12 protein-coding genes are annotated in these 16,206 nt (G+C 70.9%); 4 read left to right on the top strand and 8 right to left on the bottom strand.

What is annotated here, in order from left to right; translation table 11 throughout:
* Positions 1–149: 149 nt before the first annotated feature.
* Positions 150–488, top strand: coding sequence for an Lsr2 family protein (locus AB0J10_RS14670; RefSeq protein ID WP_269729046.1), 339 nt, complete (start codon positions 150–152; stop codon positions 486–488).
* Here the strand turns inward: AB0J10_RS14670 and AB0J10_RS14665 are convergent.
* Entirely contained in the window at positions 467–1,069 is a 603-nt protein-coding gene (locus AB0J10_RS14665) for an SCO3374 family protein (RefSeq protein WP_363061447.1), read from the bottom strand. The genes AB0J10_RS14670 and AB0J10_RS14665 overlap by 22 nt on opposite strands.
* Positions 1,070–1,498: 429 nt before the next feature.
* Here AB0J10_RS14665 and AB0J10_RS14660 point away from each other — a divergent pair, with 429 nt between their 5' ends.
* Positions 1,499–4,024, top strand: a complete 2,526-nt coding sequence (locus AB0J10_RS14660) for an ATP-dependent Clp protease ATP-binding subunit (protein ID WP_018892500.1) — start codon at positions 1,499–1,501, stop codon at positions 4,022–4,024.
* Positions 4,025–4,201: 177 nt separating this feature from the next.
* Here the strand turns inward: AB0J10_RS14660 and dacB are convergent, their stop codons facing one another.
* Entirely contained in the window at positions 4,202–5,830 is a 1,629-nt protein-coding gene (dacB, locus tag AB0J10_RS14655; RefSeq protein WP_363061761.1) for a D-alanyl-D-alanine carboxypeptidase/D-alanyl-D-alanine-endopeptidase, read from the bottom strand.
* A 78-nt stretch (positions 5,831–5,908) separates the two neighbouring features.
* Entirely contained in the window at positions 5,909–8,920 is a 3,012-nt protein-coding gene (locus AB0J10_RS14650) for an NACHT domain-containing protein (protein WP_363061759.1), read from the bottom strand.
* Between the two features lie 504 nt (positions 8,921–9,424).
* On the opposite strand from AB0J10_RS14650, the gene AB0J10_RS14645 reads away from it, so the two are divergent.
* Positions 9,425–10,030, top strand: coding sequence for a M23 family metallopeptidase (locus tag AB0J10_RS14645; protein ID WP_363061444.1), 606 nt, complete (start codon positions 9,425–9,427; stop codon positions 10,028–10,030).
* Positions 10,031–10,058: 28 nt separating this feature from the next.
* Here the strand turns inward: AB0J10_RS14645 and AB0J10_RS14640 are convergent, their stop codons facing one another.
* Positions 10,059–10,622 (bottom strand): helix-turn-helix domain-containing protein, encoded by a 564-nt coding sequence (locus tag AB0J10_RS14640; RefSeq protein WP_363061442.1) that lies wholly within the window; start codon positions 10,620–10,622, stop codon positions 10,059–10,061.
* Positions 10,623–10,851: 229 nt separating this feature from the next.
* On the opposite strand from AB0J10_RS14640, the gene AB0J10_RS14635 reads away from it, so the two are divergent.
* Complete coding sequence (locus AB0J10_RS14635; RefSeq protein WP_363061757.1) at positions 10,852–12,369, top strand: MDR family MFS transporter; 1,518 nt, start codon at positions 10,852–10,854, stop codon at positions 12,367–12,369.
* A 238-nt stretch (positions 12,370–12,607) separates the two neighbouring features.
* Here AB0J10_RS14635 and cseC read toward each other — a convergent pair whose 3' ends face one another.
* From cseC to AB0J10_RS14615, 4 genes are all read right to left on the bottom strand, one after another.
* Positions 12,608–13,927, bottom strand: coding sequence for a two-component system sensor histidine kinase CseC (gene cseC, locus AB0J10_RS14630; RefSeq protein ID WP_363061440.1), 1,320 nt, complete (start codon positions 13,925–13,927; stop codon positions 12,608–12,610).
* On the bottom strand, positions 13,924–14,628 hold the full coding sequence (gene cseB / locus AB0J10_RS14625; protein WP_363061438.1) for a two-component system response regulator CseB: 705 nt from the start codon (positions 14,626–14,628) through the stop codon (positions 13,924–13,926). The genes cseC and cseB overlap by 4 nt, the downstream gene beginning before the upstream one ends.
* A 132-nt stretch (positions 14,629–14,760) precedes the next feature.
* Positions 14,761–15,462 (bottom strand): hypothetical protein, encoded by a 702-nt coding sequence (locus AB0J10_RS14620; RefSeq protein WP_363061755.1) that lies wholly within the window; start codon positions 15,460–15,462, stop codon positions 14,761–14,763.
* Positions 15,462–16,037 (bottom strand): SigE family RNA polymerase sigma factor, encoded by a 576-nt coding sequence (locus tag AB0J10_RS14615; protein WP_363061436.1) that lies wholly within the window; start codon positions 16,035–16,037, stop codon positions 15,462–15,464. The genes AB0J10_RS14620 and AB0J10_RS14615 overlap by 1 nt, the downstream gene beginning before the upstream one ends.
* Between the last annotated feature and the right edge of the window lie 169 nt (positions 16,038–16,206).

The following is a 16,206-nucleotide window of genomic DNA, read 5'->3' as shown; positions in this document are numbered from 1 at the left end:
GCGGGACTCGACCCGGTGCCGAACCCCTATGTCCGAATCGCGTACGTTTCCCGCGTGCCCCGGGTTCTGAACCTCTGCCGAGGGTTTGTGTTTTCCAGAGAAAAGCGGTTTCCTTTCCGCGTACTGCATTTTCGATGAAAGGAAATCCGGTGGCGCAGAAGGTTCAGGTCCTTCTTGTCGACGACCTCGACGGCGGCGAGGCTGACGAGACCGTGACGTTCGCTCTGGACGGCAAGACCTACGAGATCGACCTCACCACCGCCAACGCGGACAAGCTCCGCGGTCTGCTGGAGCCCTACACCAAGGGTGGCCGGCGCACCGGCGGCCGTGCCACGACCGGCCGCGGAAAGGGCCGTGCCGCGACCTCGACGGGCAGCAAGGACACCGCGGAGATCCGGAAGTGGGCGAAGGAGAACGGCTACAGCGTCAACGACCGCGGCCGTGTCCCCGCCGAGATCCGGGAGGCCTACGAGAAGGCCAACGGCTGAGCATTCGTGTGCGGCCCGGCCGCACACGAACGCAGCAGACGGGCCCGGTGGCAGGCGTTCGCCGCCGCGTCCACGAGCCGTACGAGGTCCGGGGCGCCCCCACCGCCCCCGGATCCGGCGCCCGGGCGCCCCACGGCGCCGAACGCCGGCAGTGACGGCTCCACCTCGCGCCCAGGCTTCGGGGGCCGCAGCCACACGGCGGCCCCCTGAGGCGCCCCGGCCGGGACCGCGCGCCCCGGGGGTGCCGGTGCGGGCACGGACCCACCCGGCCCGAGAGCGGTCAGCTCCAGGCCGATCCCGCCCCACTCCAGCCAGTCGAGCAGCCCGGGCAGCTCCTCGGCGCTGCCCGCGGCGACCAGGAGCAGAATTCTGTCTCCCGCCCTGGCGACCGGTCCGGTGCGCCCGCAGCGCCGCAACAGAGCCTTCCCGGCGTCCACCGGCACCTGCAGAGCGTCGAACCGCAGCCCGGTGATCAGCCGTACCGGTGGCCCTTCGGCCGTAGCCCAGCCAAGCTCGTTCTTGTACCACCTTGTGCTGCCGTCATCGGGCGGCACGCGAGGTGCCGGGAGAGTGAAGGCCATGACCCGGGAACTGCCGGGAGGACCCGGTGGTTACGGATCGTCGGTCAACCGTCACACACGGTGTCGACGAGAAGGCGGTGAGGCCGTGTTCGAGGGCGCAAGGATGTTCGCCCGTAGCTGAGGGAACCGGCGTTCGCGGCATGGAGTGTCCGTCCATACGGGTAAGACATCCCTAGTGGGGACGGGTGACACGCGGGCTCCGGGGTCTCACGTTCGCCATCGGCGTACAGATGGCACGGGTAACCGCCTGGCCTGCGGGAACATCGTCTCGCACCATCGGGTTGGAGCATTTGTCGGCGTTCGGGGCAGGAGGCCACAGACGGGTGTCGGCAGTTGGAATGAGCGGTCCCCGCTTGCGGGACTAAGCTGCGGAAGGACAGGGAGGGGATCGACCCCTAACTGACTGACCGCTCTGAGGAGCGATTAACGATGTTCGAGAGGTTCACCGACCGCGCGCGGCGGGTTGTCGTCCTGGCTCAGGAAGAAGCCCGGATGCTCAACCACAACTACATCGGCACCGAGCACATCCTCCTGGGCCTTATCCACGAGGGTGAGGGTGTCGCCGCTAAGGCCCTGGAGAGCCTCGGGATTTCGCTCGAGGCGGTCCGCCAGCAGGTGGAGGAGATCATCGGCCAGGGCCAGCAGGCCCCGTCCGGGCACATCCCCTTCACCCCTCGTGCCAAGAAGGTCCTGGAGCTGTCGCTCCGGGAGGCTCTTCAGCTGGGCCACAACTACATCGGCACGGAGCACATCCTGCTCGGCCTGATCCGCGAGGGCGAGGGCGTCGCCGCCCAGGTCCTCGTGAAGCTGGGCGCCGATCTCAACCGGGTGCGGCAGCAGGTCATCCAGCTGCTCTCCGGCTACCAGGGCAAGGAGGCCGCCACCGCCGGCGGTCCGGCCGAGGGCACGCCCTCGACCTCCCTCGTCCTCGACCAGTTCGGCCGGAACCTCACCCAGGCGGCCCGCGAGTCCAAGCTCGACCCGGTCATCGGGCGCGAGAAGGAGATCGAGCGGGTCATGCAGGTGCTGTCCCGCCGCACCAAGAACAACCCGGTCCTCATCGGCGAGCCCGGCGTCGGCAAGACCGCCGTCGTCGAGGGACTGGCGCAGGCCATCGTCAAGGGCGAGGTGCCCGAGACCCTCAAGGACAAGCACCTCTACACCCTCGACCTCGGCGCGCTGGTCGCCGGCTCCCGCTACCGCGGTGACTTCGAGGAGCGTCTGAAGAAGGTCCTCAAGGAGATCCGGACCCGCGGCGACATCATCCTGTTCATCGACGAGCTCCACACCCTGGTGGGTGCGGGCGCCGCCGAGGGCGCGATCGACGCCGCCTCCATCCTCAAGCCCATGCTGGCCCGCGGCGAGCTGCAGACCATCGGTGCGACGACGCTCGACGAGTACCGCAAGCACCTGGAGAAGGACGCGGCCCTGGAGCGCCGCTTCCAGCCCATCCAGGTCGCGGAGCCGTCCCTGCCGCACACCATCGAGATCCTCAAGGGCCTGCGCGACCGCTACGAGGCGCACCACCGCGTCTCCATCACGGACGAGGCGCTGGTCCAGGCCGCGACCCTGGCCGACCGGTACATCTCGGACCGCTTCCTGCCGGACAAGGCGATCGACCTGATCGACGAGGCCGGTTCCCGGATGCGCATCCGGCGGATGACCGCGCCGCCGGACCTCCGCGAGTTCGACGAGAAGATCGCCGGTGTCCGCCGGGACAAGGAGTCCGCCATCGACTCCCAGGACTTCGAGAAGGCAGCCTCGCTCCGCGACAAGGAGAAGCAGCTGCTGGCGGCGAAGGCCAAGCGGGAGAAGGAGTGGAAGGCCGGCGACATGGACGTCGTCGCCGAGGTCGACGGCGAGCTGATCGCCGAGGTCCTCGCCACCGCGACCGGCATCCCGGTCTTCAAGCTGACGGAGGAGGAGTCCTCCCGTCTGCTCCGCATGGAGGACGAGCTCCACAAGCGCGTCATCGGCCAGAAGGACGCCATCAAGGCGCTGTCCCAGGCGATCCGGCGTACCCGCGCCGGACTGAAGGACCCGAAGCGTCCCGGTGGTTCGTTCATCTTCGCCGGCCCGTCCGGTGTCGGTAAGACCGAACTGTCCAAGACGCTCGCCGAGTTCCTCTTCGGCGACGAGGACGCGCTGATCTCCCTCGACATGTCGGAGTTCAGCGAGAAGCACACGGTCTCCCGCCTCTTCGGTTCCCCGCCCGGATACGTGGGTTACGAGGAGGGCGGCCAGCTCACCGAGAAGGTGCGCCGGAAGCCGTTCTCCGTCGTCCTCTTCGACGAGGTCGAGAAGGCCCACCCCGACATCTTCAACTCCCTTCTCCAGATCCTGGAGGACGGTCGCCTGACCGACTCCCAGGGCCGGGTCGTGGACTTCAAGAACACGGTCATCATCATGACGACCAACCTCGGGACCCGGGACATCTCCAAGGGCTTCAACCTGGGCTTCGCCGCCCAGGGTGACGTCAAGACCGGCTACGAGCGGATGAAGGCCAAGGTCAACGACGAGCTGAAGCAGCACTTCCGGCCGGAGTTCCTCAACCGTGTCGACGACACGGTCGTCTTCCACCAGCTGTCCCAGGACGACATCATCCAGATCGTCGACCTGATGATCGCCAAGGTGGACGAGCGGCTGAAGGACCGCGACATGGGCATCGAGCTCAGCCAGGAGGCCAAGCTCCTGCTGGCGAAGAAGGGCTACGACCCGGTCCTGGGCGCCCGTCCGCTGCGCCGGACGATCCAGCGGGAGATCGAGGACCTGCTCTCGGAGAAGATCCTCTTCGGTGAGCTGCGTCCCGGTCACATCGTGGTGGTCGACACCGAGGGCGAGGGTGAGGAGAAGAAGTTCACCTTCCGCGGCGAGGAGAAGTCGGCTCTGCCGGACGTCCCGCCGATCGAGTCGGCGGCCGGCGGCAGCGGGCCGAACCTGTCGAAGGACGCCTGAGCGTTCCGAGTACGCGTCAGTAGGGGCTGCCCCCGGACCTTCGGGTCCGGGGGCAGCCCCTTTGCGGTGCCCCACGATCGGGCGGCGGGCCTTCGCCGCGGCGGCCTTGCGCGCGGTGGACCGACGCCGGCCGACGACGCCCGGACCGTGCCTTCCCGAGGGCCGGACCTGGACGCATCAGCAGACGTCGGGTTTCCGCCAGGTGCATTCGAGACCCGCGGGCGCCTTCCGGTCGGCGCTCCGCGGACCCGGTACGGCGGCCGCGGCGATCGTGCCGGCGGCCGTGTCGGACCCGGCCAGCGTCACCACGATCGCGTCCTCGATGCTCTTCACGGAGGACGCGAGATAGTTGTTGAGCACGATGCTGAAGACCAGTTCGCGCCCCGCGGAGTCGTCGACGTATCCGGAGAGCGCCGAGGCGCCGGTCAGGGAGCCGGTCTTGGCGCGGGCACCGAGGGCCGCCGGGGTGTTGCACATCCGGGTGCGGAGCGTGCCGCCGACGGCGCGGTCGGGGTGGCAGGCGACGGGCAGGGACGCGTGCCACTCGTCGTACCAGGGCGCGTCCCGGACCGCGAGCAGCAGTCGGGCGAGCTGGTCGGCCGGGAAGACGTTCATCCGTGACAGCCCGGAGCCGTCGACCTGGCGCAGCTTCCCGGCCTCGACGCCCTCCTTCTTCAGATAGCCGTCGACGGCCGAGAGGCCCGCGCTCCAGGTGCCGCGTCCGGACGTCTCGTAGCCCATCGTCTTGGTCAGCGTCTCGGCGTGCATGTTGTTCGACAGCTTCATGAACGGGAGCATCAGCTCCTTCAGCGGCATGGAGCTGTGGGTGGCGAGGACCTTCGCACCGGGTGGAGTGGGCCTGCCCAGGCGTGGGGCGCCGGTGACGCGTACGCCCTGCTCGGCCAGGGCGTCGGCGAAGACGGCGGCGGCGTAGCCGGTGGGCTCCCAGACCGTGACCCACTCCTTGGTGGTGGGCCCGCCGACCGGGATGTCCCCGCTGACCACGATGGTGTTGGTGCCGTGCTCGCGCTCGACGGCGAGGGTGTCGGCCTGTCCGGCGGGGACGGTGCTGCCCCGGACGTCGACCCGTACGTAGCCGGTCGGCGGGGTGAGCCTCACTCTCGGCCTGTCGCCTGGGGCGGCGCCGGGGGACGCCTCCACGACGACGGTGCCGGAGTCGTAGTCGGTGTCGGGTGCGACCGTCAGCGGCGAGATCTGGGCGGAGTAGTAGGAGGACTCGTCGTCGGCGGCCCAGGACCGGCCCAGGCGGCTGGTGTCGAACCGGGTGTCGTCGGCGACGATCCGGCCGGTGACCCTGCGGATGCCCGACTCCCTCAGCTGGGCGGCGAGTCCTTCGTAGTCGGAGGCGAGTGCGGTGGGGTCGCCCCCGCCGCGGAGGTACAGGTCCCCGTGCAGGACCGAGCCGTGGCGGCGGCCCGCGGACAGCACTTCGGTGCGGAACCGGTAGCCGGGGCCGAGCAGCGCCATCGCGGCGGCGGACGTGGCGAGTTTCGTGTTGGACGCGGGCATCAGCCGGTCGCCGGCGTCGCGTTCGTAGAGCCGTTCCCCGGTGGTGGCATCGGCGACGACGACGCTCGCGGCACCGCCGTCCATCCGGGAGTCGGCGAGGATGGCGTCGATCGCGCCCTTGAGTCCGGTGTCGGAGGGTCCTGCCCCGGCGGGCGCGCTGCCGCTGCTCCAGGTGAGGGCGGCGACGAGGCCGAGGGCGAGCGGCCAGGTCCGGGTGCGGCGGACACTGCGGAGGAAGCGGTCGCGGCGGAGGTGCCCGCGTGGGTTCGGGCTCATCACGGGTCTGCTCATGTCACAGCAGGATGGCGGACGGGGCCCTGGGTCGGAAGGAGGCGTGACGCAACGCCTCGGTCATCACGACGGTCTGACGGTCAGTGAGACCCGAGCGGCGAGGTCGTCCGCCCCCAGGAACAGGGCGGGGTCGCCGACGAGGAGGATCCGGCGCAGCCCGTCCACGGCCGTGAGCGGGGACAGGTCGACCGGCTCGTCCTGCCACAGGTGCACGACGGAGAGGGAGAGCAGGCCGGGGAAGAGCTCCGGGATGCGACGCAGGTCCGGTACCGCCCGCCTCAGCTCCACCTGGACACCCTCCGTGTCCGGCACCCTCGCCACGACGGCCAGTTGGCTGTCGTCGAGGAGGAGCGTGGTCAGGGGGCCCACGGCCGAGAGGTCGGTGAGCGCGGGACAGCGGTCGATCTCGACGTCCTCCGGCGACGCGGGTGCGCCCCTCAGCCAGGTGAGATCCGTGAGCTGCGGGTTCCGGGAGATGCGGACTGCCGGCGGCGCACAGGACCGGACGGTCGCGGTGATGAGCTCCCCGGGCAGGTCCCCCTGGAAATGCACCGCGCGGCCGCCGGCGAGGGCGGCGATCGAGCGGGCCTGCTCGACGTTGCGCACCGTGAAGTAGAGCCCCGACGGGTCGACGGCAGCGATCACGTCCCTGGCGTACTCGTCGTGGTCGTAACGGTCCCAGGCCCACACGAGCTGCGAGCGCACCCGCACCGAGGGGTGTCCGGCGTACCGGGCGAGGAAGGGCACCGCGGCTTCGGATTCGACGAGCGAGGCGGTGACGACCGTCATGCGCGCCACGTGGTCGTCGGCCGTGTGCTCGGGCGCCGGCAGCAGGTCGAGCACGAGGGGACCAGCGGCGGACAGGGCCCGGGCTTCCTCGACGGTCCTCGGAGGGATGGCCTCGGCCGTACGGCTCAGCAGCGTCTCGCGGACGGAGGGCGCGATCTCCGTGGCCTGTTCCATCGCCGCCGCCGCGACCACCAGGATCCGCAGCTGGGTGGCGCGGTCGGGGGCCGCGTCCGCCGCGGCGAGCAACTCCGTGAAGATCTCGGCGCATTCGCGCGGCCGCGCATGGGCCACGCTCATCCGGACCACGTCCTCCCACTGGTCGTCCGCCGCGTGCCGGGTGAGAACGCCGATGTGCCACTCGTCCACGATCGCCTTGGCCGCGAGGAAGTCCTGGAAGGTGCGGTGCACGAAGTCCACGGCCCCGGGGGAGGATTCACGCAGCAGTCCGCTGCGGTGCAGCAGATGACCGAAGACGGCCCGGGGGTCCCCGGCCGCGGCCGCCTCGGGGACCGCCGGGATCGCTCCCGTGACCAGCGACTCCGCCCGTGAACGGTCCATCTGCGTGCGCCCGTTGAGCGTCATCCAGTACGCCAGGCGCTGGATCAGCTGGATCTGCGGCGCTTCCGCGAGGTCGACGCCGGAGGGTGCGTCCACGTCCCGTTCCCGGTCGCGGCGGGTGAGCAGCATCGCGAGCGCCGCCTCGTAGAGGGCCTTGCGGCCGCGGGGGAGGAAGCCGCGCCGGTCGCGGTGGAGCGCGCAGATGAGTCCGCACATCAGGGGGTTGGTGGCGAGGGCGGCGAGGTCCCGCTTGCCGCGGAGGGCGTTCCGGAGCGGCTGCTCGTACGCCTGCGCGTCGGCGCCCGCAGCCCGGTGCCAGCGCTGTACGAACGCCGTGACCGCGCGGCGGCTCATGGGGGAGAGGGTGATGTCGGTGAAGCCGTCGGGGGTGAGCCAGTCGTCGCGGACGGCGGAGGGGCGGGAGGTGACGAGCCAGCGGTTGCCGGTGCCGTAGGCGCCCAGCAGGTCGCGCAGCCAGCGCCGGGTGCGGCTTCGCTCGGCCTCGGGGACCTCGTCGACGCCGTCGACGAGGATCAGCCCGCGGCCGGCGGTGAGTACCCGGTCGGCCCAGCCCTCGGGCGGGGTGAGGGGGCAGCCCACGGCCGAGAGGAAGGCGTCGGGTGCGGGCAGCCGCTCGCCGTGGCGGGTGAGGGTGCGCAGGGGCAGCACGAAGGGGACGCGGTCGCGGAGGTGCGCCATCCGCCCGTCGGGATCCTCAGCCGCGGTCCGGGCCGCGGACACGGCCAGCCACTGGACGAGGGTGGTCTTCCCGGAGCCGGCGACGCCGCGGAGCAGCACCCGGTCGTGGGTGGCGAGGGTCTGGTCCGCGGGCACGGGTTCCGCCTCCGGCCCGTCGGTGCCGCTCGTCCTCCGCGGCCACCGGCCGCCGTCGTCCGTCGGCTCGGGGCGGGCGTGCGGCACGGTGGGCCGGTCGCCGGTCGGGACGGTCTGCGAACCGGCGGCCGGCCCGAACGCGGCCGGTCCGGCGGGCCAGTCCCCGGACGGTCCGGTCCGGGCGGAGGCCTCCAGGCAGAGGTAGGCCACGTCCAGCGGCCACTCGTCCGGTGACTCGTGCAGATCGATGCCGTAGATCGTGAGGTGCCCGTGCCTCCGCGCGACGTACGGGAGGTAGCGGCGCTCGAACGCCGCGTCACCGGCGTCCGTACGGGGCACTCGCAGGATCAGCTCGTCCAGTTTCGCGATCAGCTCGGCCTGGGTGCGGCTCTGCTCGACGAGGGTGCGGGCGACGAAGGACGACCGCTGGGTGAAGAACTGCAGGATGTGGAGGCAGGCCCACTCGGTGATCGAGTCGAGGTAGAGGGCGGCGTCCGCGGACAGGCCCCCGGCCGCGCGCCGTGCCGCGGGGGTGGTGCGCAGTCGCCGGGCGAGTTCGCGATGGCCGTGGCGGACGGCCTGGACGTCGTCCATCTCCAGCTCGCCGAGGGCGAGCAGGCACCGGGACAGGGCGTCGGCGACGGCTTCGGCCTCGTCGCCGGGGAACGGCGGCTCGCCGGGCCGTGTCAGCGACTCCCGGACGAGGGTGCCCGCGAGCCTGCGGACGTCCCGCTCGGTGAGGGTGCGCTTCTCGCCCCGGAACGAGACCAGGCCCGCGAGCCGCACGGGGCGGTCGGTGAGTGCGGCGCCGCTGCCCTCCTGCACCAGGAGGCGGCGGACGAGGGGGGAGAGCACCGCCGATGCGAGGCGGGTGCCGATCAGTGCGGGCTCCATCGGGCTCTCTCCCATGACCAGAGGTGTATATCCCCTCAAAGAGGGCCTTCCGGGCGCCCTGCCCGAAGTCCGCCAGCGCCTCCGGCCGACGGGACTTTGGTCCCGAAACGGAAGGTCCTTGGTCCCACCGGCCGTGACAAGGCGCACAGGCGTTTCCGAGCCTACTAGGCGGCTTAGTGGGGTTGCGGGGCCGCGCACCGGGCTCCCCGGGCCGTACGGGGCGGGGTCGCCGGGCGCATGGGCCCTGCGTGGCTGCGGTCCGGACCGGACAACGCATCTGTGCAGCCCCCACGTGCTAATAAACCATTCTTCGTCCGTAGATTTCGGACAATGGCGGACGAGGGAGTCGCCGACGTCAAGGGCCCCGCTCACAGGTGCGAACCTACGACGAGATGTCGTAGATGGGGTGTTTGAGTCGGCTTGGGGATGCGGGTTACCAAGGTGTCGCCCCGGTGCTCAGGCATCGGGTCGCTTCCTGCCCCACAGCCCGGAGGTTCTCCCCGCATGTCGAAGCGCATCACCCTCACCCGTTTCCGTTCGTCCGCGCTCCGTACCCGTGGTGCCGTCGTGGCCGCCGGACTCGGCGCCGCGATGGTCGTCGGAGCCGGTGCCGGTGTCGCGTCCGCCGACACGGCGAAGAACGCCCCGGCCGCCGCCGAGGCGAAGCCCGCGGCGAAGAAGGCCAAGGCCAACGCCTGGGTCAAGCCGGTCTCGGGCTACACCCTGACCGCCAGCTTCAACCAGGGCGGCGCCATGTGGTCCCACAAGCACTCCGGCCAGGACTTCGCCGTTCCGGTCGGCACCCCGGTGAAGGCCGCCAGCGGTGGCGTCGTCGTCAAGGCCGGCCCGAACGGCGGCGGTGACGGTTCCGCGTACGGCAACGCCATCGTGATCAAGCACGGCAACGGCAAGTACTCGCAGTACGCCCACCTGTCGAAGATCAACGTGCACGTCGGCCAGAACGTGAACGCCGGCAAGCTCATAGCCCTGTCCGGCAACACCGGCAACTCGTCCGGCCCGCACCTGCACTTCGAGATCCGTACGACCCCGAACTACGGCTCGGCCCTGAACCCGGCGAACTTCCTGCGCGCCCAGGGCGTCACCATCTGACGATCGTCGCGACGGCTCACTCCCGGGCTCACTCCCGCGGGCCGTGATGGGCCTGCGACACCAGGTCGATGGCGACCTCGAGGACGGCTTCACGCTTCTCCTCGGGGTCGCCATCGACGTTCTGCATGAAGAACATCCCGGCGTGCATCGTGAACAGCGCGCTGACGCAACGCACCCGGTCGGTCAGGGCCAGGCCCGGCTCCTGGATCAGCCGGGTCATGGTGATCATGCGCTCCTTGAAGGTCTCGCCGATGCTCAGCTCGCGCACGGTCGCCTGGTTCTCCTGCATGAAGCGGAAGAGCGGGTGGGCCCCGACGAGCGCCTCCTGGTAGCGGCGCAGGATCTCCTGCTTGGTCTCCAGGGTGTGCGGCTGCCCCTCGGCCCAGGCGATGAGCTCGTCGATGGGGCGCGTCAGGTCCTGGAACAGGCTGATGACGATGTCTTCCTTGGTCTTGAAGTGGTAGTAGAGCGCCGCCTTCGTCACGTCGAGCCGCTCGGCGATCTCGCGCAGCGACGTCTTCTCGTAGCCCTGCTCGGCGAAGAGCTCCAGGGCGACGTCCTGGATGCGCTGGCGGGTGTTGCCTCTGGCCATGGGAGCTCTCCTGGGGCGGATACTTACTTGACGACCGGCTAGTTCCGGGTCTACCTTCCCCAGTGTAGTGAACTAGCCGGGCGGCAAGTAAGTGCACAGGGGAGTGGGACGGGTGGCGGCACAGGCAGCACATGGGGAAGCGGGGTCCGGCGGGCCCGCAACCGCCGGGGCGGGCGGCTCGGCGGACGGCGCGTCCGCCGAGCCGCGGTCGCGCAGCGTCCGCGTCGTCCTGCTCGCGCTCATGATCGCGATGCTTCTCGCGATGCTCGACAACATGATCATCGGGACCGCCATGCCGACGATCGTCGGCGAACTCGGCGGCCTCGCCCACCTGTCCTGGGTGGTCACCGCGTACACCCTGGCCACGGCCGCCTCCACCCCCATCTGGGGCAAGCTCGGCGACATGTACGGCCGCAAGGGCGTCTTCCTCACCTCGATCGTCGTCTTCCTGATCGGCTCGGCCCTCAGCGGGATGGCCCAGGACATGGGCCAGCTGATCGGCTTCCGAGCCGTCCAGGGCCTGGGCGCAGGCGGTCTCATGGTCGGAGTGATGGCGATCATCGGCGATCTCATACCGCCCCGGGAGCGCGGCAGGTACCAGGGCATGATGGCGGGCGTGATGGCCCTCGCCATGATCGGCGGGCCGCTGGTCGGCGGCACCATCACCGACCACTGGGGCTGGCGCTGGAGCTTCTACATCAATCTGCCGCTCGGCGCGGTCGCCCTCGCGATGCTCGGCGTCGTGCTGCATCTGCCGAAGCCCGACCGGACGGCCAAGGTCCGGGTCGACTACCTCGGGGCGGCCCTGCTCACGGTCGGCATCACCGCGATCGTGCTCGTCACCGCCTGGGGAGGCACGGAGTACGCCTGGGACTCGGCAGTGATCATGGACCTCATCGCGGTCGGTGCCGTCGCCCTGGTCGGCTTCGTCGTCGTGGAGACCAAGGTGGCGGAACCGATCATGCCGCTCCACATCTTCCGGAGCCGCAACTTCACCCTGATGTCGGTGATCGGATTCCTGACCGGCTTCGTGATGTTCGGCGCCGTGCTCTTCCTGCCGCTGTTCCAGCAGTCCGTGCAGGGCGCATCCGCCACCAACTCGGGGCTGCTGCTCCTGCCGATGCTGCTGTCGATGATGGTCGTCTCGCTCATCGCGGGCCGGATCACCACCAACAGCGGCAAGTACAAGATCTTCCCGATCATCGGCGGCGCACTGATGGTCGTCGGCCTCTTCCTGCTCTCGCAGATGGACACCGGCACCTCACGGCTCACCTCGGGCCTCTCCATGGCGGTCCTCGGAGCCGGCATGGGCTTCCTCATGCAGATCACGATGCTGGTGGCGCAGAACAGCGTCGAGATGAAGGACATGGGCGTCGCCTCCTCGGCGACCACCCTCTTCCGCACGCTCGGCTCCTCCTTCGGTGTCGCGATCATGGGTGCCCTCTTCACCTCCCGGGTCCAGGACGAGATGGCGGCAAGGGGCGGGTCGGTGGCGACCCAGCAGTCGGCACAGCTCGACGCCGCGAGTCTGGCGAAACTGCCGGAGCAGGTGCGGGAGGCCTACCAGTTCGCGGTGGCCTCCGGTACGCACTCCGCGTTCCTGCTCGGTTCCGCGATCGCGGTGATCGGCTTCCTGGCGGCGTTCCTGGTCAAGGAGGTGCCGCTGAAGGGCGCCGGCCCGGCCCGGACGGAGGACGACCCGGCCGGCGCTCCCGAGGGCGGCGCGAAGGTCGCCGAGGCGGTCTGACCGGGGCGCGGCGCGCGACGGCCCACCCGGTGCACGGCGTCGGGCGGGCCTGCTCCCGTGCGGTCGCGAGGTTGCTCGGGGGCGCCGGGCGCACCGCCGGGCACCGGGGAGCGCGGACCGGGTGCACAGCGGGCCGTCCGCCCGCTCGTTCGCCCGCCGCGGCCGCGGCCCAACGGGACGGCCGGCCGGACCGGTGTGCCCGGAGGGGGCGGCGCGGAGGCGTTCCGCCGGGAGGCGTTCAGTCCGGGAACGTCGGTCTGCGGAAGCTTCCCGTGTTCGTCGGCGCATGCTCCGGCAGCCAGAGGACGGCGATCGCACCTGCGGCGGCGCCCGGCGACGCGACGCCCTCCGGGGCAGCGTTGCGGAAGGTCAGCCGGGCGCCGAGGACCCGTGCCTGGCCCGCGGCGATGGTGAGGCCGAGGCCGTGGCCCGTTCCAGCGCGGTCGCTCGCGCCGGTGCGGAAGCGGCTCGGCCCCTCGCGCAGCAGCGCCTCCGGGAAGCCGGGACCGTGGTCGCGGATCCGCACCACCCGGCCCTCGACCGTGACCTCGATCGGCGGTCTTCCGTACCTGGCCGCGTTGGTCAGCAGATTCAGCAGGATCCGCTCGAGTCGCCTCGGGTCCGTACTGACCCACGACTCGTGCACGACGCTGATCCCGACCTCGGGGTCGAGCACGGCGACCCGGCGGCTGACGAACTCGCCCAGCGCGATCTCCTGGAGCTCGGCCCGCTCCGACGCCCCGTCCAGCCGCGCCACCTCCAGTACGTCCTCGACCAGGGTGCGCAGGGCCCGTGCCCGGTCCCGCACCAGCTCGGTGGGGCGGCCCGGCGGCAGCAGCTCCGCCGCCGTCAGCAGCCCGGTGACCGGTGTGCGCAGCTCGTGTGCGATGTCGGCGGTGACCCGGCGTTCGGCCTCGATGCGTTCGTTGAGCGCGTCGGTCAGCGCGTCGACCGCCCGCGCCAGCTCGTCGGTCTCGTCCCGCACGACGCCGCCGACGGCCTCCCTGACCCGTACGTCCGTGTTGCCCTGGGCCACCTTGCCCGCCGCGGCGGCGGCCTTCCGCAGGCGGCGCGAGAGCTGTCCGCCGATGAGCACGCCCAGCGCACAGCCGCCGAAGACGACCGACACCGAACCGATCACGAGGGCGCGGTCGAGGTCCTTCATGATGCCGGCGCTGCGGTCGGGTATCCGGCTGTGCAGGGACAGCACGTCGCCGTTGCCGAGCGGCACGGCCGCCCAGATGTCGGGCGCCGGGCCCTCCCCCTGTACATAGGTGGCCATCCGCCCGTCGGCGAGCAGGCCGCGCAGCGGCCGCGGCAGTTCCGGGTCGTTGAGCTTGGAGCCGAGCTTCGGCTCGGTCCTCGGCTTCGTGGTCTCGTAGATCCGCTGGGCGAAGAGCAGCCGGCTCATCTGCAGATCGCGCGACGTCTCGAGCATCGACACCCTGGCGGCGTTGTGCACGACCAGGCTCAGCGCGAACGCGATCAGCGCACCCACCGCGGCGATCGCGATGCTGATCTTCCAGCGGACGCCGGTGCGCAGGGCCGGTCTCCTCATGCCTTGAGCTTGTAGCCGAAGCCGCGGACCGTTTCGATCCGGTCCTGCCCGATCTTCGTGCGGAGCCGCTGCACATGGACGTCGACGACGCGGGTGTCCCCGCCCCAGCCGTAGTCCCAGACGCGCTCCAGCAGCTTGTCGCGCGAGAGCACAGTGCCCGGCGCGGAGGAGAACTCCAGCAGCAGCCGCATCTCCGTGGGCGTGAGACCGACCGGACGGCCGTCGCGGCGCACCTCCATGCCCTCCGTGTCGACCTCCAGGTCGCCGAAGACCAGCAATCCGCGCTCGCCCGGCCGGCCCGGCTCGCCGGAGTCGCCCGCGACCCCGCCCGCGTGGCCGAAGCGGCGCAGCACGGCACGGATCCGGGCGACCAGCACGGCACCGTCGAACGGCTTCGTGACGTAGTCGTCGGCACCGGCCTCCAGACCGAGCACCACGTCGATCGAGTCCGCCCGTGCCGACAGCATGATCACGGGCACGGTCGACTCGTCCCGGATCCTGCGGCACAGGCTGACCCCGTCGAGACCGGGCAGCATCACGTCGAGCAGCGCGATGTCGGGCCTGTCCGCGCGGAACGCCTCGAGCCCGGCCAGCCCGTCCGGCATGGCGGTCACCGTGAAGCCGTCGCGCTCCAGCGCCAGCTGGGTGGCCTCACGGATGACGTCGTCGTCCTCGACGAACAGCACATGTGTCTCGGCCATCCCTCAGCTCTCTCGGCTCTCGTCTCTCGGTCGTCGTCCGCGGCTGTCCGCAGTTCCCGGCACTGCTCGGCGGGTACCGGCGGTGCCGAGCACGCCGTCCGGCGGCGGCACGGCCGGCTCCGGGCGCACGGGTCAGTTCTCGTTCGGCACCAGGGTCGGCGGCGGCTCTTCCTCACCGCCGACGACCCGGCTGTACTCGTTCTGCACCCGGTCGTGCTCGGTGAACTTGTTCCCCGACCAGCGGTAGGTGGTCACGATCTCGCCTGAGGGGTACGTGACCGGGTCGTCCTTCGCGTAGACCTGCTGGGTGACGACGAGGTCCCCGCGGTCGATCGTCGCGTAGACGGCGGGCTCCTCCTTCGCGAAGACATTCTCGTACGTCCCGTCCGTCGCCCGGTACACGTACGTACCGATCCCCACGGCATCCCCGCACGTCATCAGGTTCACCACCACGTCCGGCGCCGTCGCGTTGTCCGTGAGGCTCCCGTAAGAGGTGTCGATCGCGTAGGCGTCGGCAGCGCACGGCCGGAGGTCGGCCTTGACCCGCTTGCTGACGTTGGGGTCGCTCTTGAGCAGCGCGATCGCGTCGACCTTCTTCACCGGAGAGGCCGTGGTGGTCGGTGCCGTCGTCGACGGCGACTGCGCCACCGGGTCCGTACGCGCCGGACCCTCGTCGCGGGTACCCATGCCGCCGGTGGAGCATCCCGCCGCGAGCAGGCCGAAGGCGGCGAGGCCGGCCATCGCCGTGCCACTCGCCGCCCACGGGCCCGGGAGCCGTCCGAAGGGGGGACCGCCCCGCGGGCCGGTCCCGTCCCCGGGCCCGGCCCCTCTGATCAGGCCGCGCAACGCTCCTGCCCCCGTTCCTCACGCCGTGCGTGCGACTGGTTGTGATCCGAACGCTCCATGGTCCGGGCGTGCAGCTCACGGCTCTCCAGCTCCTGGCGGAGTCTGGCGAGCGCCCGGTGCAGCGTGCTCTTCACGGTACCCGTCGACATGCCGAGCGCGGCGGCCGTCTCCTCGGTGCTCATCTGCTCCCAGTGCCGCAGCACGACCACGCTGCGCTGCTTGGGCGCGAGCACCTTCAGGACGTCCATGAGCAGGGCCCGGTCCGCGTGCTGCTCGGTGACGTCCTCGACGCTGGCGTCCGGCAGCTGCTCGGTGGGGACCTCCTCCAGCTTGCGGGCCCGCCACCATTCCGTACGGGTGTTGATCATGACGCGGCGCAGATAGGCGTCGGCGAGGGACTTGTCGGCTATGCCGTCCCACCGGCCGTAGGTCCGCACCAGCGCGGTCTGCAGCAGGTCCTGGGCGTCGACCGGGTCGGGGACGAGCCGTCGTGCGCTGCGCAGCAGCGCCTCCTGCCGCGTGCGGACGTACTCCTCGAACTCGAGCACCTCTGCGTGCGCCATTCCAACCGCCTCCGTTCCCCGTTCCAGCCCCGTGACAAGCCGTGTGTTCCCGTGGTCTCGCTTACGCCACAAGAAGCTACGGAGCAGTTGTCACGAGGCTGTGCGGAGAAGCCGTCGGAGGACGCACGGCCATCCATCGGTTGTGTAACAGGCGGGGCTGGCCACCGAT

The sequence above is a fragment of the Streptomyces sp. NPDC049887 genome (genome assembly GCF_040656535.1).
In the GTDB taxonomy this organism is placed as follows: domain Bacteria; phylum Actinomycetota; class Actinomycetes; order Streptomycetales; family Streptomycetaceae; genus Streptomyces.
The sequence above is the reverse complement of the archived record's forward strand: the minus strand, read 5'-3'. Positions and strand labels throughout refer to the sequence as shown.